The sequence below is a fragment of the Variovorax ureilyticus genome (genome assembly GCF_037889935.1).
GTDB lineage: Bacteria > Pseudomonadota > Gammaproteobacteria > Burkholderiales > Burkholderiaceae_C > Variovorax > Variovorax ureilyticus.
Genome location: NZ_JBBKZU010000002.1, coordinates 38,094 through 56,009 on the forward strand (window position 1 = coordinate 38,094; position 17,916 = coordinate 56,009).

Sequence of the window (17,916 nt, forward strand, 5' to 3'; positions counted from 1 at the left end):
ATGAGCTCCGTTTCGTGACTTGAGGGTTGGGATGGCGTGACTCTAGGCTCCGGTCATTGATCGAAAAAGCTCATTGAATGGAATCACTATCCACCCTTGTAGATAATGGCGACCCTGCAAGGAGGAACTGCCCATGGATCAGCTTCTGGCGATGCGCGCCTTTGCCCGCGTGGTGGAGGCAGGTGGATTCACCCGCGCGGCCGATTCGCTGGACGTGCCCCTCGCCACGGTCAGCAAGCTGGTCCGGGAACTGGAGGCCCATCTCGGCGTGCGGCTGCTGCAGCGCACGACCCGGCGCGTGACGGTGACGCCGGAAGGCGAGGACTACTACGCCAGGAGCACGCGCATCCTGCGCGACCTGGAGGACATCGATGCCTCTTTCAACCTCGCGCGCGGCAAACCGCGAGGCCATCTGCGCATCGACGTCGGCGGCTCCACTGCGCGGGACGTACTCATCCCGCTGCTCCCGGACTTCGTGGCGCGCTTTCCGGACATTCGCATCGACCTGGGCGTGTCCGACCGCTCGGTGGACCTGATCAGCGACAAGGTCGACTGCGTCATCCGCGGCGGTCCGCTGGAAAGCTCATCGCTGGTGGGCCGCCGCCTGGGCGAGGCGGCGCTGATCACCTGCGCCACGCCGGGCTACCTCAAGCAGTACGGCACACCTGCCTACCCCGACGAGTTGAAGAACGGCCACCGGCTGGTGAGCTATGTGTCCAGCCAGAACGGCCGGGCGGTGCCGTTTCGCTTCGAGCGCAACGGCGAGAAGACCGAGATCAAGGTCGAGCACCGCGTCGGCGTCAACGAGAGCAACGCCCACCTCGCGGCCTGCGTGGCGGGCCTGGGCATCGTCCAGACGTTTGCCTACGCGGCCGCGCCGTCACTGCGCGAAGGGTCGTTGGTGGAAATCCTGGAACGCTGGCGACCGGCCCCGTATCCCTTCCACGTCGTGTATCCGCAAAGCCGGCACGTCACCCATCGGCTGCGGGTGTTCGTCGATTGGCTGCTGGAGGTCTTCCCTGCACGACTGAGCGAAGCCCAGCCTCCCGCCACGCCTGCTTCCTCCGGAACGAGGCCGCGTCGACGATAGGCAGCGCGGATTCGCGGGTCAGCGCCGGTGCCCGGCGCTGAAATCGTTGCAACCGCTGCGATCCACCCCGCGCACGAGCCAGAGTGGACGGCGCGCGAAGTCGACCGGCACGCCGCTCTTGCCATCCACGGGCCTGAGCGAGCGGTCGAAGACGGACGTCGAAGGCATGTAGCGCAAGGCCACGCCGGTGCGCCTGCGATTCGACGTGTTGGCTCGCGCGCCATGGATCATGTAGACGTCATGCAGCGACATCTGCCCGGCCGCCAGTTCGACGTCCGCGGCCGTGTCTTCGTCGAACGTGCCAGGCGCGAGCCGCTGCGCCAGCGTCAGGTCCGTGCGGTCTTCGTGGAGGTGGTCGTGCAGTCGCCGCTCCTTGTGCGAACCGGGTATCACGCGCAGGCAGCCATTGCCGGCGTCGGAGTCCTCCAGCGCGACCCAGACGGTGCAGGTCGCGAGCGGGCGGATCGGCCAGTAGTGGCCATCCTGGTGCCACGGTGTTTCATAGCCGTCGCCTGCCGGCTTGCAGAACACGTGACAGCCCCACAGGATGACATCGTCCCCGAGGACGCCGGACACCAGCTCCACCAACGCCGGATCGCGCGCCAGTTCCAGGAACGCTGCACTGCCGTGGACGCCTTCCCCGTTGTCACCTTCGATGTGCGCCGACACCAGCTTTTCGGGGCGCACGCCAGGGTTGCGCCGGATCAGCTCGTCCAGCGCTTCGCGCATGAACGTCGTGCGGTCGTGAGGCAGGCGGTACGCGGGCCGCACCCAGCCCTCGTTCCGGTAGGAGGTGAGCTCATCGGCAGTGAGTTGCGCCATGTCGTGACCCGGATCATTCGTGGAAAGGCGTTGGTATATACCCTTTCGCGGCCGGGTGCACTGCCTGTAGCGACGTGTTCACCGCGCTGTCGCAGGCATGGTCGGAGGCAGGCCCTTGTCCCCGGCATTGCGGGGCGCGCGCTCAAGGGTCGCCTCATCCAAAGGGACCACGTAGCCATCCAGTGCGGTGTCGTACTTCAGCATGCTCCAGGGGACCGGGTGGGTTTCCGTGCCGATGCCGAGGAAGCCGCCGAACGCCATGATGGCGTAGCGGACCTGTCCCGACACCTTGTCGATCATCAGATCGTCGATGGTGCCCAGTCTGTCGCCGCTGCTGTTGTAGACGTGGGTGCCCTCGACGCGATCTGAGGAGATCACGTCCTGGGCCGATACGGGGATGGTCATGCGAATGCTCCGTGGGTCGTGCCGGCGGGGGCCCGGCGTTCAGTCGAAAAAAAGCGAGTCCCGATGGAGCAGGTATCGCGCGATGCCCGCGCAGGGCCGATCGGCATTGGCATCCTTCTCGTGTAGGCAGTCCCTTGCGTGCATGCAACTCGGCGCATGCATGGCGCCTGCGCATGTCAGGGACTTCCTACGATTGTGCGCGAGCCCGGATTGCGGATGGCAGCGCCGCAGGTGGGCAGGCGGCTCTCGTCAGCTTCCGGGCTGCAGCAATCGCTTCGCCTCGGCGGCCACCGCCGAAGGCACGATGCCGAAGTGCTCGTAGAGCTCCTCGGCGGGCCCGGAGGCGCCGAAGCCGCTCATGCCGATGAATCCGCCGCGCTCGCCGAGGTGGCGGTCCCATCCGAAGCGCACGGCCGCTTCGACGGCCACCCGCACGCCGCCCCGCGGCAGCACGCAGGCGCGGTAGGCCGCGTCCTGTGCATCGAAGAGTTCCCAGGAAGGCATCGAGACCACCGCCGTGGGAATGCCCTGGGCCTGCAGGAGGTCACGCGCCTGCAGCGCGATCGCCACCTCGGAGCCGGTGGACATCAGGGTCACCTGCCGGGCGCCGCTTTCGGCCTCGGCCAGCACGTAGCCGCCGCGCCGCGAGAGGTTATCGGACTGGTGCGTGCGCCGCACCAGCGGCAGCGCCTGTCGCGCGAAGACCATCGTGACGGGGCCGCTCGTGTGCTCCAGCGCGATCTCCCAGCACTCGGCGGCCTCGACCGCATCCGCGGGGCGCAGCACGAGCATGTTGGGCATGGCGCGCAGCGAGGCCAGGATCTCCACGGGCTGGTGCGTGGGGCCGTTCCTGCCGACGCCGATGGAGTCGTGGCTGAAGATGAACTTCACGGGAAGGCCCATCAACGCCGCCATGCGCATGGCGGGTCGCTCGTAGTCCGAGAACGCGAGGTAGGTGACGGCCAGCGGGATGACACCGCCATGCGCCGCCATGCCGTTGGCCATGGCGCCCATCAGGTGCTCCCGCACGCCGCAGTGCACATACGCGCCGCTGCGGTCGGCGGCGGTGAAGGCCGCGAGCCGGCGCTTGTGGCTGGTCGGCGCCTCGAGGTCGGCGCAGCCCACCATGCGCTCGGGCAGCACGTCCGTGAGCAGGTCGTTGATCTCGGCCGAGATCATGATCCCGCCGGGCGAATCGCTTCGCTCCGAGGCTTGCCGTTTGTAGGCGAGCAATGTCTCGCGCCAGCCGTCGGGCAATCGGCCGGCGATGACGCGATCGAACTCGGCACGCTCGGCAGGCGCGAGCGCGGCGTGCCGGGCCTGCCAGGCCGCATGCTTCTCTGCGCTGCGGCGGCCCGCATCGCGCCAGGCTTCGAGCACCTGTGCCGGCACCTCGAAGGGCGCATGCGGCCAGTCGAGTTCCTCCCGGGCGATGTCCGCATCTTCGGGATACAGGCGCCCGCTGTGACCGCCGCGCTGGCCCTGCAGCCGGGCGAGGCCGCGAGCGATCACGGTGCGGCACGCGATCATCGACGGACGGGGGTCGAGCTTCGCGGCCGCCAGCGCCGCCGCCACCGCTTCGAGGTCGTGACCGTCGACTTCGACGACGTGCCAGTCGGCCACGCGAAAACGCTCGGCCACGTTCTCGCTGATCGACAACGCGGTGCTGCCGTCATCGGTGATGCGGTTGTCGTCCCAGAGCAGCACGAGCTTGCCCAGGCGCAGATGCCCGGCCAGCGAGATCATTTCCTGGCCGATGCCCTCCTGCAGGCAGCCGTCGCCGACGAAGGCGTAGGTGTGGTGGTCCACCAATCCGCTGCCGAAGCGCGCGTTGAGATAGGCCTCCGCCACCGCCATCCCGAACGCGTCGGCGATGCCCTGGCCCAGGGGGCCGGTGGTCACCTCGATGCCATGCGCGGGCGCGATCTCGGGATGGCCTTCGCAGTGCGAGCCCATCTCGCGGAAGCGCTGAACCTGATCGATCGAGATGGCTTCGTAGCCCGTCAGGTACAGCAGCGCGTAGAGCAGCATCGACCCGTGGCCGTTCGACAGGACGACGCGGTCGCGATCGGCCCAGGTGGGATCGGCCGGCAAGAATTTCAGGTGACGCGTATAGAGCGCGGTGGCGATCTCGGCCATGCCGAGCGGCACGCCCTGGTGCCCCTCGCCCGCGCGGACGATCGCATCGATCGCGAGGAAGCGGATCGCGTTGGCGAGCTTCGACAACGCGGGCCGGGTCGCCACGTCTGCGCCCGGAGCAAGCACTGCGCTCATTGGGCAACCTCCGTGCTTCGCACTGCGGTGCGAGCTTGCCTGGAGCGGTCCGGCGCGGCGCTCATGCGAGCGACCCCGCGCTTTCTTCGAGCAGCTTCCAGGCGTCCTCGCCGAACTTGCCGCGCCAATCCTTGTAGAAGGTGCTCTTGGTCAGCGTCGCCTTGAACGCCTTCTTGTCGGCCTCGACGAACTGGAGGCCCTTGGCCTGCAGATCGCCGCGCAGCGACTTGCTGAGCGCCGCGATGTCGGCGCGCTCGTCGTCGGCGGACTTGTCGAACTCGCGCAAGACGATCTCCTGGATGTCCTTGGGCAGGCGGTCCACGGCCTTGCGATTGCCGAGGATCCAGTAAGCGTCCCACACATGGTTGGTCAGGCTGCAGTACTTCTGCACTTCGTACAGGCGCGCCGTGGCGATGATCGCCAGCGGGTTCTCCTGGCCTTCGACCAGCTTGGTCTGCAGCGCCGAATACACCTCGTTGAAATTGATCGGCGTCGGGCTCGCGCCGAGCGCGGTGAACAGCGTCGAGAGCATCGGGGCCGAGGGCACGCGCAGCTTCAGGCCCTTCAGGTCATCGGGGGTGTTGATCGGCTTGGTGGACGTGGTGATCTGGCGGAAGCCGTTGTCCCAGGGCTTGGACATCGTGAGAAGGCCCACCTTCTCGATCTGGCCGCGAACGTACTTGCCGAGCGGGCCGTCCATCGCTTTCCAGACCTGGTCGTAGTCGGTGAAGGCGAACCCGGTGTTGACGATGCCCGCCGCCGGTACCAGCGTCGACAGGACCGAGCTGGCCTGGTTGAAGAACTCCACGCCGCCGTTTCGCACCTGGGCCAGGAGGTCCGTGTCCGAGCCGAGCTGGTTGGCCGGGAACAGGCGGATCTCCAGGCGTCCCTTGGTCGCTTCCTTGATGCGCTCGATGGCTTCCTGCGCCCGCTTGTTCACGGGGTGGCTGGGGTCCTGGCCGGTGGCGAGCTTGTAGGTGAACTCGGCCGCATGCGCGCGACGCGGCAGCGCGGCGATCAGGGGGAGCGCCGCGGCGCCGGCCAGGCATTGCCGGCGGGTCAGGCCCGCGCGAGAGGTTTGGGGCTGGGTCATCGTTGTCTCCTTCTGTAGGTGTGTGGGGAGCAGGCGGTCAGTGGATCAACATGCCGCCGTTGACGTCCAGCGTGATGCCGGTGCAGTACTTGGCGAGCGGGCTGGCCAGGAAGACCACGCAACCGGCGACGTCGGCCGGCTCGCCGATGCGGTTCAGCGGGATCTGGTCCAGGATGCCCTGCATGCGGTCGTCGGGGATCAGGCCCTTGTTGATGTCGGTCGCGATGAGGCCGGGCGTGATGCAGTTGACGCGGATGCCGTCGATGCCGAATTCGCGCGCCATCGCGCGGGCGAGGCCGAGCACGCCGGCCTTGGCCGCCGAGTAGTGCGGGCCGCCCAGGATGCCGCCGCCGCGCTGCGCCGACACCGACGAGATGCAGACGATGGAGCCGCTCTTGGCCGCGCGCATCGCCGGCAGCACGGCCTGCGACATGTAGAGCGTGCCGCGCAGGCTCACGTCGAGCACCGCGTCGTAGTCCGCGCCGGTGATGTCGGCCGTCTTGCGCGGCTGCGTGATGCCGGCGTTGTTGACCAGGATGTCGATGCGGCCGCATTGCTCCACGGCCGCCTTGGCGGCACGCTCGCAGGAGGCCTTGTCCGTGACATCGGCCACCAGGCCCACGTGCTGCGGGCCGAGCTTGGCGGCGGCGCCTGCCGGGTCGGCGCGTTCCAGGTCGAGGATGACGACGCGGGCGCCTTGCGCCGCCAGCATGCGTGCGGTGGCGAAACCGAGTCCGTTGAGGCCGGCGCCGCCGGTGATGAGGGCTACTTTGTCAGCGAGAAGCATGTCGATCTCCATTGAGGGGGTGTGTTGCGTTGAATGAAAAGGGTCTGGCCCGGGTTTCAGCCCAGCCACTTGCGGATGCGGCCGGCCAGCGCCTCTCGGCTGATGCCGTAGCGCTCGTGCAGCGTGGGCAATGCGCCCGCGTCGAGGAAGGCGTCGGGCAATCCGGCGAGCTCGAAGCCGGCCGGCTGCACGCGATGCCGCAGCAGCGCGCTGGCGACGGATTCGCCCAGCCCGCCGATGACGGAATGGTTCTCCGCAACGACCACCAGGCGGTGCTTGTAGCGAACGGCTTCGACGATGGCGGCCTCGTCGAGCGGCTTGATGGTGGGGCAGTGCAGCACGGCCACGCCTACGTTGTCCGCCGCCAGGTCTTGCGCGACTTCGAGCGCACGCATCGTCATGAAGCCGCTGGAGATGACCAGCACGTCGTTGCCGTCGCGCAGCATCCTGGCCTTGCCGAGCTCGAACCTGTAGTCGTACTCGTCGAGCACGAGGGGCACGTTGCCGCGCAGGAGACGCATGTAGACCGGCCCCTTGTGCGCCGCGATCTGGGGCACGGCCTGTTCGATGTCGAGCGCGTCGCACGGGTCGACGATCGTCAGGCCCGGAATGCCGCGCATCATCGCGATGTCCTCCGTCGCCTGGTGGCTGGGGCCGTAGCCGGTCGTCAGGCCCGGCAGCGCGAAGCACATCTTGACGTTGAGGTTCTCCTCGGCGATGACCTGGTGGATGAAGTCATACGCGCGCCGCGTTCCGAACACCGCGTAGGTGGTCGCGAAGGGAATCAGGCCTTCCTTGGCCATGCCGCCCGCGGCGGCGAGCAGCAGTTGCTCGGCCATGCCCATCTGGTGAAAGCGCTCGGGGTAGGCCTGCGCGAACAGGTGCAGGTCGGTGTACTTGGCGAGGTCGGCCGTCATCCCGACGACCTCCGGACGCTGCGCGCCCAGCTCGACCAGTGCCTTGCCGAACGGCGCTGCCTTGACGCGTTGCCCTTCGGCCGCGATCGAGGCGATCATCGCCGAGGTGGTGAGGCGCGGCTTCTTCTTTTCCGCAACGACGGTGTTCATGCGAGGGCTCCTTCGGTTTGTTGGGCAGCCGACCAGCTGTCGTCCAGGATCTGCAGTGCCTGCTGCCATTCCGGCGGGTCGACGCGGATGAAGTGGTTCTTCTCGCGCTGTTCGAGGAAAGGCACGCCCTTGCCCATCAGGGTGTCGAAGAGGATCACGCGCGGCTTCGCTTCGGACAGGTCGCGCGCACGGTTGAAGGCCTTCAGCACCGCAGGCAGATCGTTGCCGTCCACGCGCTGCACGTCCCATCCGAAGGCCGCCCACTTGTCGGCGAGCGGCTCGAAGCCGAGCACCTTGCTCGATGGCCCGTCGGCCTGCTGGTTGTTGATGTCGACCAGGCAGATCAGGTTCGACAGCCGATGGTGCGCGGCGCCCATGGCGGCTTCCCAGACCGAGCCCTCGTCGAGTTCGCCGTCGGACATCGACACGTAGACGAAGGCCGGGTTCTTCTTCTGCCGCAGGCCGAGCGCCATGCCCACGGCGATCGGCAGGCCCTGGCCGAGCGAACCGCCCGACATCTCCATGCCCGGCGTGTAGGTGGCCATGCCCGACATCGGCAGGCGGCTGTCGTCGCTGCCGTAGGTTTCGAGTTCGCTCTCCTGGATGATGCCGCCCTCGATCAGCGCCGCGTAGAAGGCGATGGCGTAGTGGCCGTGCGAGAGCAGGAAGCGATCGCGGCCTTCCCACTCGGGCTCGGCGGGACGGTAGTTGAGCGCGTGGCCGTAGGCCACGGCGAGCACGTCCGCCCAGCCGAGGGCCTGGCCGATGTAGCCCTGGCCCTGCACTTCGCCCATGCGCAGGGCAAAGCGGCGGATGCGGTAGGCCCGCTCGCGGAGATTCGTCGTCGGATCAGACATGGAAGTCCTTGGTTGAAGAAGTCGGTGAAGGGAGCGGTTCAGAGCAGCCCGATGGAGAACCAGGGCACGAAGGCCACGATGAGCAGGCCCACCAGCAGCGCGCCGAGATACGGCCAGATGCGGCGCAGCGCGACGTCGGGGTGTGCGCGGCCGATCGTGCAGGCGGCGTAGTAGCCCAGGCCGAAGGGCGGGGCGAACAGGCCGATGCCCATGGCCAGGATGATCACCATCGCGTAGTGCACCTCGTGCACGCCGATGGCCTTGGCGACCGGGAACAGCAGCGGCGCGAAGAGCACCATCGCGGGGATGCCTTCCAGCACGCTGCCCAGCACGATGAAGGCCGCGATCGACACCAGCAGGAAGCCGTACTTGCCACCCGGCACGCTGGTCATCAGTTCGGCCAGGCTGTGCGAGAAGCCCGACTGCGTCAGCGCCCAGGACATGCCGGTGGCCGTGCCGATGATGAAGAGGATCGCGCCCGACAGGGCCGCCGTGTCGACCAGCATCGGATAGAGGCGGCGCCAGTCGAAGCGGCGATAGATGAACAGGCCCGCGACGACCGCATAGGCAATGCCGATGGTCGACACCTCGGTGGCCGTCGCCACGCCTTCGACCACGGCCGTGCGGATCAGCACGGGCAGCAGGAGCGCCGGCAGCGAGATCAGCAGCGTGCGGCCGATGACGCCGATGGGGGCGCGCTTCAGGCCGTGCGCAACCTCTGCGCTGCGGTAGCGGGCCAGGAATGCCAGCATCACCGCCAGAACGACGCCGGGCAGCAGTCCGCCGGTGAACAGCGCGCCGATCGAGATGCCCGCGACCGAGCCGATCGTGATCAACACCAGCGAGGGCGGAACGGTCTCGGCCATGGCGCCGGATGCGGCCAGCAGCGAGATCAGCTCGCCCTCGTCGTTGCCGCGCTTCTTCATCTCCGGCAGCAGCACCGGGGCCACGGCGGCCATGTCGGCGGTCTTGGCGCCGGAGATGCCGGACACCAGCAGCATCGCCCCGAGCAGCACGTAGTTCAGGCCGCCACGCACATGGCCCAGCAGCGAAGCCAGGAAGTCCACCATCGCCTTGGCCATGCCCGTCATCTCCACCAGGTGTCCCAGCAGGATGAACAGCGGCACGGCCAGCAGGATCAGCGAGCTCATGCCCTCGTCGATGCGGCCGCTGACCACCGCGAGCGGTGTGGAGGTGACGCAGAGCAGGAAGGCCACCGTCGCCATGCCGAAGCAGAACGCGATCGGCACGCCCAGCAGGACGCCGGCGCCCAGCAGCAGCGCGAAGAAGATGACGAGATTCCAGTTGCCGACCGACTGCAGCCAGCCCGAGCCGACATAGAGCGCGCCGGCCAGCGCCGCGATAGCGACGGTCACCCCGACGAGATCGGCGATGCCGACGCGGGCCAGGCGCAGCAGGCCGAGCGCGATCATCACTGCCGCGCCTGCAGGCACCGCCGCGGCACGGATCGTGTTCGGCCACGACAGGGCCGGCGTCTGCACGATCCATTCGTCGGCCGCGTATTCGGTCATCGGGCCGATCAGGATCACGAGCATCAGGCAGGGCACCGCGATCGCCAGGGCTTCCGCCCAGGCCCTCGCCCGGGGGCCCCAGCGCGACACCAGCGCGGTGGTGCGCATGTGCGAGCCGCGGCGCAGCGCCACGGCGGCGCCCAGGTTGGCGAGCCAGAGGAACAGGATCGACGCGAGTTCGTCGGCCCACGGGATCGGGCTGTTGAAGATGAAGCGCATGACCACGCCCGCCAGCAGCACGGCCACTTCGCCCACGACCAGCGCGGCGGCGGGAATCTCGATGGCGTGGCCGAGCCACGACTCGGCACGGGCGAGAAGCGAACCGTCCGCTTGCACGGGGTGTGCTTCCAGTAGCGCGCTGCTCACTTCAGGCTCCCCGTGCGCGCTTGCGGCATCGCCCGGCCTCGGGTCCCATGGTTGTCAGGGTTCGGCATCTCGGTTGTCTCCTTGAGCTGGTGGATCGATGGATCGAACGTCGGAGGTGCCGATGCCTTCGGCGAGGCCTTGATGGCTGGCGCACTTGCGTGACCGCCTTGTCTCCTGGGTTCCTGGGAGCGGATGTTCCGCGCTCGGTCACTTGACGACAAGCGAAGAGTTATCAGCCTAAGATGACAGGAATTCATCTGACGTCAGGGTTCCCCCATGGCCTCCATTCCTCCCTTCGTGAACCTCCAGGCCTTCGAGGCCGTGGCCCGCCGCCGCAGCTTTGCGCTGGCCGCCGCCGAGTTGCATCTCACGGCGTCCGCGATCAGCCACCAGGTGGCGCGGCTCGAGGCCCACCTGGGCGTGCGCCTGTTCGAACGCAGCGCGCATGGGGTGCGCCTGAGTGCCGCGGGCGAGCAGTACCTCACGCGTGTCAGCGGCGCTCTTCAGGCCATCGGTGCGGCGAGCGACGACCTGCGCCAGGGCGTGCGCAACAGCCTCTATGTGCACTCCACGCCCAGCTTCGCGAGCTTGTGGCTGCTCCCGCGGCTGGCCGCCTTTGCGCAGGCCTATCCCGACATCTCGCTGAACCTGTCGGCCGCTCACACCCACAGCGACTTCAGGCTCGGGCAGGCGGACATCGACATCCGCTACGGCGTGCCGCAATGGCCCGACCTCGTGATCGAGCCGCTCTTCGAGGAGCGGATCGTGCCGCTGGCGAGTCCCGCCTTCATTCGCCAGCATCGCCTGAAGCGGCCCGAGCAGTTGCTGGATGTTCCGCTGATCCAGAGCAACGTCAGCGTGGTGCAGTGGTCAGACTGGTTCAAGGCCCACACCAACCAGCGTGCGCCCGAGCGATTCGTCCTTCGCTTCGACCGCGCGATGATGTCGCTCGATGCCGCGGCGCTGGGCCTGGGCGTGGCGCTGGAGAGCTACACCATTGCCGGACGGCACATGGCAGAGGGAAAGCTCAAGCCGATCCTGAGCCTGGACAAGGCCATACCCATCAAGGCGCACTTCGTCGTATACCCGGCGCGCCATGGGAAGCGCGCGCCGGTCGAGGCGTTCCTGTCATGGCTCCACGGCGAGGCGGCGAGAAACGACTGAAGAATCACGGCAAGGCCACGTCCTCGAGCGTCGAGAAAAGGACCTGGAAGATCTCCCTCGTCGTGACCGAACCCTGCGCGTCCTTCCTGAGCTGGATGAGTTGCTGTGCATCAGGCAACCCGGCGGGTATCACCATCGTGCCGCCCGGCTTCAACTGGTAGATGAGCGCCGGCGGAATCAGCTCGGGCGCCGCGGTCACCATGATCTTGTCGAAGGGCGCATGTTCGGGCCAGCCCTGGCAGCCGTTGCCGACCCTGATCTCGACGTTGTCGCACCCCTGGTCGGCCAGCCGGTGCGCGGCCTGCTCGGCCAGTTCCTCGATGATCTCGACGGTGAAGACGCGGTGTGCGAGTTGCGCCAGGATGGCCGACTGGTAGCCCATCCCCGTCCCGATCTCGAGGACCGTGTCGGTCGGCTGCACGCCGAGCAGGTCGGTCATCACGGCGACGATGAAGGGTTGCGAGATCGTCTTGCCGTAGCCGATCGGCAAGGGCGTGTCGACGTAGGCATAGGGCCGCATTTCGAACGGCACGAACGCGTGGCGCGGCACCGTGGCCATGGCGTTCATGACCCTCGAATCCAGCGCCGCCTTGTCCAGATAGTTGGTCGAGAACACCGTCTTGGCGGCGATCTCGGCCAGCATGCGCTGCTGCAGCATCGTGAAGTCAGGGTCGCTCATGGTGCCTCCGGCACGCCGGGCCGGACCTATTCCCTCGGCGCGCGAATGTTGGGGAATGCGTGGCCGATCTCCTTGCGCTGCATGTCGGCGTCGTACCAGCAGAGCGTGCCTTCCTGTTCATCGCGCGTCAGCTTGTGGGTGCCATCGCAGAAGGGCTGGTTCGCCGACAGGCCGCAACCGCAGATGAATTGCGTCTCGCCGCCGATGTCGATCGGATAGGGCTTGCTGCGCGTACGCATGACCAGTCTCGCCATGATTGCCTCCACCAGGTTGGACGCGGCGCGAACGCGTTCAACCGGGAATTTGAGCGCAGCGGGCCCGCAACTTCAACCGGGAGACCCTGATGGGCGAGGAGGCACTCGGCGGGGGGCCGTGTTCTAGGCTTCGGCCTTGAGCACGCCGCGGTTGATCTGGTCTCTTTCCAGCGACTCGAACAGCGCCTTGAAATTGCCTTCGCCGAAGCCTTCCCGGTAGTTGCCCTTGCGCTCGATGAACTCGAAGAACACCGGCCCCAGCATCGGCTCCGAGAAGATCTGCAGCAACAGGCGCGGCTGGCCGCCTTCGGTCGTGCCGTCCAGCAGGATGCCGCGCGCCTGCAGTTCGCCCACGGCCTGCCCGTGCCCCGGCAGGCGCTTCTCCAGGTTCTCGTAGTAGATGTCGTTGGGTGCCGTGAGCAGCGGGATGCCGGCCATCTGCAACTGGTCGATCGAATCGAGCAGGCTGTCGGTCAGGAGGGCGATGTGCTGGATGCCCTCGCCGTTGAACTGCATGAGGAACTCCTCGATCTGGCCGCCGCCCTGCCTGGCTTCCTCGTTGAGAGGAATGCGGATCAGCCCGTCCGGCGCCGTCATCGCCTTGGAGGTCAGCCCGGTGTACTCGCCGCTGATGTCGAAGTAGCGGATCTCGCGGAAATTGAAGAGCTTGGCGTAGAAGTCCGCCCAGTAGGCCATGCGGCCGCGATACACGTTGTGCGTGAGGTGGTCCACGACCTGGAAGCCGTGGCCCTTGGGGTGGCGGTCCACGCCCGGCAGGAACTCGAAGTCGATGTCGTAGATGGACTTGCCGTCCTCGAAGCGGTCGATGAGGTACAGCGGCGCACCGCCGATGCCCTTGATGGCCGGCAGGCGCAACTCCATCGGACCGGTGGGGATGTCCACGGGCTGGGCGCCCAGCTCCAGCGCCCGCTGGTAGGCCTTGTGCGAATCGCGCACGCGGAAGGCCAGCCCACAGGCCGAGGCACCGTGCTCGGCGGCGAAGTAGGCCGCCTGCCCCGGCTCGTTGTTCACGATGAAGTTGATGCCGCCCTGGCGATACAGCAGCACGTTCTTCGAACGGTGCTTGGCCACCAGCGTGAAGCCGAGCTTCTCGAACAGGGGCTCCAGCACGCCCGGGCTGGGCGAGGCGAATTCCACGAACTCGAAGCCGCACAGGCCCATGGGGTTGTCGAACAGATCACTCATGAAGAGCTCCTCGGAAACAGATGAGTTCGGCCGACCGGCGTCGAGGTCGCGCCTGAACGTGACAGTGTGGACGAAGTCGGCGGAGGGCGCAGGTGGTCGGTCTGCGGGTCATTCGAGTGTGACGTTGGCCTTCTTGACGAGCCTGGCATAGCGTTCCTGCTCGGACTTGAGGAACTTGCCGGCTTCTTCGGGTGTGTTGAGGATCAGGAAGTCGTCGCGCTTCGCGAAACCGGCCTTGACGTCGGGATCGTTGAATGCGGTCGCAAATGCATCGCGGAGGCGCTTGACCTGCGCCGGCGGCAGGCCCTTGGGGCCGACGACCGCGAACCAGCCCGCGACATCGACGCCCGGGAATCCCTGCTCGGCCATGGTGGGCACCTCGGGCAGCGATGGCACGCGCTCCTTGCCCATCACGCCGATGGGCCGCAGGGCGCCGGACTTGATCTGGCCCTGCACGGCCGCGACAGCGCCCACGCCCATCTCGACCTGGCCACCCATGATGTCCGTGATCATGGGACCCATCCCCTTGTAGGGGATATGGCGCGCCTTCACGCTTGCCTCGTCGACGAACATCTCGCCGGCGAGGTGAATGATCGTTCCGTTGCCGGAGGACCCGTAGTTGAACTCGCCCGGCTTGGCCTTCATCAGGGCCTGGAGTTCCTTGGCGTTCTTCGCGCTCACCTTGTTCGGGTTGACGACCAGCACGAACGGCGAGCCGCCCAGGATGGTGATGGGGGTGATGTCGGCGAGGCTGTCGTAAGGCAGCTTCTTGAAGACGCTCGGATTCACCGAGTGATTGTTGGAGATGACAGCGATCGTGTTGCCGTCCGGCGCCGCCTTGACCAGGTTCTGCGTGCCCGTGATGCCACCCGCGCCCGGCTGGTTCTCGATGACCACCGGCTGCCCGTCGAGCGCCTTCGTGAGTGCGACTTGGGCAGAGCGGACGATCACGTCGACGCCCGATCCCGCGCTCACCGGAAGGATCACGCGCAAGGGCGTGGAGGGCTGGCTGGCGGCCGTGCCGGCGAAGCTGGCAGCCAGTGCGGCGGCGCCGAACGCGAGCAGCGAGCGACGGCCGATGGTGTCGATGAACATGTCTGTCTCCTGATGATTGGTATGGAACGGAATGCTGATGGGATGCGGCTCAAGCGGCGTTCTTGAGCCCGGCGAGTACCTCTTCGGTGTGCTCGCCGATGCGGGGCAAGGGCATGCGAACACCCGGGCGGCGGCCGCCCATCGTGAGGGGCAGCAACACCACCTCGGTGCTTCCGCCGTCGTCCGTCGTCATCGGCACGAGGCCACCGCTCTGCTTCAAATGCGGATCGTTCACGAGTTGCTCGGGGCGGGAGATCGGCGCGTACGGAATGCCTGCGGCCTCCAGCTTGGGCGCGAGCTCATCGATGCGGTGGGTCACGAGAATCGCGCCGAGTTCGGCCAGGAGTTGCGGACGCACGGCCACGCGTGCTGCGTTGTCCGCGTACTCGGGGCGGTCCAGCAGGTCGGTGCGCTCCAGCACGCGGCACAGCGTGTTGAACTGCTTGTCGCTCACCGCACCGATGAACAGCTGATCGCCGCCGGCAAGCGCGAACACGTCGTAGACGCTCCAGGCCGACACGCGCGAGGGCATCGGCGGCGGCGGCTCGCCGGTCATGAGGAACTGCTGCATGTGCTGCGAAGACAGGAACACGCAGTTCTCGAACAGCGCGCTCTGCACTTCCTGCCCGCGCCCGGTGCGATCGCGCTCGCGCAGCGCCGCGAGCACGCCGATGGCGCCGAACATGCCGCCCATGATGTCGTTGACGCTGGTGCCCGCGCGCAGCGGGCGTCCGACCGGGCCGGTCATGTAGGAGAGGCCGCCCATCATCTGCACCACCTCGTCCAGCGCCAGGCGCTTTTCGTAGGGGCCGGGCAGGAAGCCCTTGTGGCTCACGCAGATCAGGCGCGGGTATTTCTTCGACAGGGTCTCGTAGTCCAGGCCGAGTTCGTTCATGAGGCCCGGCCGGAAGTTCTCGAGCACCACGTCGCAGCTTCCGGCCAGTTCGGCGGCGGTCTGGCGGCCGGCCTCGCTCGTGATGTCCAGCACCACGCTCTTCTTGTTGCGATTGAAGCTGCGGAAGAAGCCGATGCCCAGGCCCGGCAGCTTGCGGGTCTTGTCGCCGCCGGGCGGCTCGACCTTGATGACCTCGGCGCCGAGGTCCGCGAGGATCATCCCGCAGGTCGGGCCCATCACCATGTGGGTGAATTCGAGGACGCGGATGCCGGCGAGCGGCAGGGTGTTGTCTTGGTTCATGGTGTGGAGGGAGATCAGGCGGTTGCAGGGGTCGCGAAAGTCTTGGGCAGCCCGGCGCGCCAGAGCGTGCCGTGCGTGGGTTCGCCGTCGAGCCAGCCCGCCACCTTGGCGCGCAGCGCCAGCAGCGCGGGAATGTGAAGGCCGGTATCGATGCCCATGGCTTCCAGCATGAACGCCAGGTCTTCGGTGGACGCATTGCCGCTCGCGCCCGGAGCGTGCGGGCAGCCGCCGATGCCGGCGAGCGAGGCGTCGAAGCGGCTGACACCGAGTTGCAGCGCGGCATGCACGTTGACCAGCGCAAGGCCGCGCGTGTCGTGGAAATGCCCACAGCAGAAGCGGTCGCCCGCGATCTTCAGCGCCTTCTCGAACAGGCGGCCGACCGAGGCCGGATCGGCATAGCCGACGGTGTCCGCCAGGCTCACGCGGTCGGCGCCCGCGTCCAGCAGGGCCTGCATGAGGCGAAGGACTTCGGACTCCTCGACGTGCCCCTGGATCGTGCAGCCGAACGCCGTGCCGACGCCGCCTTCGATCAGCGTCTTTCTGCCCGAGGCGTCGCGCGCCGCGCGGATGCGGCCCAGTTCGGCGACTACGTCGTCCGGTGTCTTGCGCAGATTGGCGAGGCTGTGGGCGTGACTCGCCGAGAGCGGCAGGATCATCAGGTCGGCGTCGCCTTCGAGCGCGCGTTCGGCACCGCGAAGGTTCGGCACGAGCACGGATGCGAACAGGCCCGGCAGCGTCTTCGCGTAGGCCAGCACTTCCTCGGTGTCGGCAAGCTGGGGCATCAGCCGGGCCGGAACGAAAGAGCCGACCTCGATCTCGGTCTGACCGGCGGCCACGGCGTCGCGAAGCCATTCGCGCTTGCGCTCGGTCGGGACGATGGTGGCGATGCTCTGCAGCCCATCGCGAAGACCGACTTCGCGGATGATGGCCTTTCGGGTCAGGGATGAAGGGGCTGCAGTCATGGGGGTGTCTTTCGGAAATCCAGCGTTTGCCGAACTTTAGAGTTGCCCCGGTCGACGGTGAAGCGATAAATTGTCGTGTTTGCGTTTCCAATCAGGAAAGTCTCGTCATGCGCGACCTCGATCTCACGACATTGCGGCTCTTCGTGGCCGCCTGCGATCACCGGAACATCGCCCGTGCAGGCGAGCAGGAGCACATCGGCTCGTCGGCCATCAGCAAGCGGCTCGCGCAACTGGAAGAGCAGGTGCATGCGCCGCTCTTCGAGCGGCACCGGCGCGGCGTCGTGCCGACAGCCGCGGGCGAAATCCTGCTCGAACACGCGCGCGCCATGCTGGCCACTGCGGACCGGGTCGCGCGCGACATGGCCGCATACCGGCATGGCGTCAAGGGACAGGTCCGCATGCTCGCATCCGTGTCCTCGATCACCGAGTCGCTGCCGGACGACATCGCCGCCTTCCTGCAGCAGCCCGCGCATGCGCAGATCCGCGTGGACATCGAGGAGCGCAACAGCGCCGAGCTGGTCAGCGCGTTGCGGGAGGGCCTCGCGCCCGTGGGCGTGTGCTGGGACGCCGCGGACCTGGAAGGCCTGCAGACGCGGCCCTATCGCGGCGACGAACTCGGCATCGTGGTCCACGCGGACCATCCGCTGGCCAGGCTGAAGGCCTGCAGCTTTGCCCAGACGCTGGACCATGACCATGTGGGCCTGCCGGCGAACACGGCGGTGCACACGATGCTCGCCCGTGCGGCGGCGATCATCGGCAAGCCGATCTTCTATCGGGCCGTCGTTTCGACCTTCGACGCGTCGCTGCGTTGCGTCGGTGCCGGACTGGGCCTTGCCGTGGTTCCCAGGCAGATCGCGGAGATGTCGCGGGACCCTGCGCGAACCCGGGTGGTCACGCTCAAGGAGGAGTGGGCGAAAAGGCGATTCGCCATCTGCTATCGGGACTTCGAGCAGCTCTCGCCTGCGGCGAGACTGCTGGTGGATCACCTGAGCGCGTTGCCGGTTCTCACTTCAGGCCTACCCAGACTGGTGGATGCGCGCAAACGACGCGGGTCCTAGCCTGTCTCCT

At 67.4% G+C, this 17,916-nt stretch carries 17 protein-coding genes; 3 read left to right on the forward strand and 14 right to left on the reverse strand.

What is annotated here, in order from left to right; genetic code table 11:
* Positions 1-133: 133 nt before the first annotated feature.
* Positions 134-1,090 (forward strand): LysR family transcriptional regulator, encoded by a 957-nt coding sequence (locus WKW77_RS04530; RefSeq protein WP_340355648.1) that lies wholly within the window; start codon positions 134-136, stop codon positions 1,088-1,090.
* An 18-nt stretch (positions 1,091-1,108) separates the two neighbouring features.
* On the opposite strand, the gene WKW77_RS04535 is transcribed toward WKW77_RS04530, so the two are convergent.
* From WKW77_RS04535 to WKW77_RS04570, 8 genes are all read right to left on the reverse strand, one after another.
* Positions 1,109-1,912, reverse strand: a complete 804-nt coding sequence (locus tag WKW77_RS04535) for a phytanoyl-CoA dioxygenase family protein (RefSeq protein WP_340355649.1) — start codon at positions 1,910-1,912, stop codon at positions 1,109-1,111.
* A gap of 78 nt (positions 1,913-1,990) precedes the next feature.
* Positions 1,991-2,317 carry a PRC-barrel domain-containing protein gene (locus WKW77_RS04540; RefSeq protein ID WP_340355650.1) on the reverse strand — a complete coding sequence of 109 codons (327 nt, stop codon included), beginning with the start codon at positions 2,315-2,317 and terminating at the stop codon, positions 1,991-1,993.
* A 249-nt stretch (positions 2,318-2,566) separates the two neighbouring features.
* The gene (gene tkt / locus WKW77_RS04545) at positions 2,567-4,591 is read right to left on the reverse strand and encodes a transketolase (protein WP_340355651.1); all 2,025 of its coding nucleotides are present in this window, start codon (positions 4,589-4,591) and stop codon (positions 2,567-2,569) included.
* Positions 4,592-4,652: 61 nt separating this feature from the next.
* The gene (locus WKW77_RS04550) at positions 4,653-5,684 is read right to left on the reverse strand and encodes a TRAP transporter substrate-binding protein (RefSeq protein WP_340355652.1); all 1,032 of its coding nucleotides are present in this window, start codon (positions 5,682-5,684) and stop codon (positions 4,653-4,655) included.
* Between the two features lie 37 nt (positions 5,685-5,721).
* Entirely contained in the window at positions 5,722-6,471 is a 750-nt protein-coding gene (locus WKW77_RS04555; protein ID WP_340355653.1) for an SDR family NAD(P)-dependent oxidoreductase, read from the reverse strand.
* A 56-nt stretch (positions 6,472-6,527) separates the two neighbouring features.
* Complete coding sequence (locus WKW77_RS04560) at positions 6,528-7,538, reverse strand: transketolase family protein (protein WP_340355654.1); 1,011 nt, start codon at positions 7,536-7,538, stop codon at positions 6,528-6,530.
* On the reverse strand, positions 7,535-8,395 hold the full coding sequence (locus WKW77_RS04565) for a transketolase (protein WP_340355655.1): 861 nt from the start codon (positions 8,393-8,395) through the stop codon (positions 7,535-7,537). The genes WKW77_RS04560 and WKW77_RS04565 overlap by 4 nt, the downstream gene beginning before the upstream one ends.
* A 38-nt stretch (positions 8,396-8,433) precedes the next feature.
* Positions 8,434-10,293, reverse strand: coding sequence for a TRAP transporter large permease (locus WKW77_RS04570; protein WP_340355656.1), 1,860 nt, complete (start codon positions 10,291-10,293; stop codon positions 8,434-8,436).
* 276 nt (positions 10,294-10,569) lie between these two features.
* Here WKW77_RS04570 and WKW77_RS04575 point away from each other — a divergent pair, with 276 nt between their 5' ends.
* Positions 10,570-11,457 carry a LysR substrate-binding domain-containing protein gene (locus WKW77_RS04575; RefSeq protein WP_340355657.1) on the forward strand — a complete coding sequence of 296 codons (888 nt, stop codon included), beginning with the start codon at positions 10,570-10,572 and terminating at the stop codon, positions 11,455-11,457.
* A gap of 4 nt (positions 11,458-11,461) precedes the next feature.
* Here WKW77_RS04575 and WKW77_RS04580 read toward each other — a convergent pair whose 3' ends face one another.
* The 6 genes from WKW77_RS04580 to WKW77_RS04605 form a co-directional block, all read right to left on the reverse strand.
* A complete protein-coding gene (locus tag WKW77_RS04580) occupies positions 11,462-12,136 on the reverse strand; it encodes a protein-L-isoaspartate(D-aspartate) O-methyltransferase (protein WP_340355658.1) in 675 nt (224 codons plus the stop codon).
* 26 nt (positions 12,137-12,162) lie between these two features.
* Positions 12,163-12,390 (reverse strand): CDGSH iron-sulfur domain-containing protein, encoded by a 228-nt coding sequence (locus WKW77_RS04585; RefSeq protein WP_340355659.1) that lies wholly within the window; start codon positions 12,388-12,390, stop codon positions 12,163-12,165.
* Between the two features lie 123 nt (positions 12,391-12,513).
* Positions 12,514-13,596, reverse strand: coding sequence for a 4-hydroxyphenylpyruvate dioxygenase (gene hppD, locus WKW77_RS04590; protein ID WP_340355660.1), 1,083 nt, complete (start codon positions 13,594-13,596; stop codon positions 12,514-12,516).
* A 108-nt stretch (positions 13,597-13,704) separates the two neighbouring features.
* On the reverse strand, positions 13,705-14,691 hold the full coding sequence (locus tag WKW77_RS04595; protein WP_340355661.1) for a tripartite tricarboxylate transporter substrate binding protein: 987 nt from the start codon (positions 14,689-14,691) through the stop codon (positions 13,705-13,707).
* A 49-nt stretch (positions 14,692-14,740) separates the two neighbouring features.
* Positions 14,741-15,886, reverse strand: coding sequence for a CaiB/BaiF CoA transferase family protein (locus WKW77_RS04600; RefSeq protein ID WP_340355662.1), 1,146 nt, complete (start codon positions 15,884-15,886; stop codon positions 14,741-14,743).
* Between the two features lie 14 nt (positions 15,887-15,900).
* On the reverse strand, positions 15,901-16,848 hold the full coding sequence (locus WKW77_RS04605) for a hydroxymethylglutaryl-CoA lyase (RefSeq protein WP_340355663.1): 948 nt from the start codon (positions 16,846-16,848) through the stop codon (positions 15,901-15,903).
* Positions 16,849-16,955: 107 nt separating this feature from the next.
* Here WKW77_RS04605 and WKW77_RS04610 point away from each other — a divergent pair, with 107 nt between their 5' ends.
* Positions 16,956-17,906 (forward strand): LysR family transcriptional regulator, encoded by a 951-nt coding sequence (locus WKW77_RS04610; RefSeq protein WP_340355664.1) that lies wholly within the window; start codon positions 16,956-16,958, stop codon positions 17,904-17,906.
* Positions 17,907-17,916: the final 10 nt, after the last annotated feature.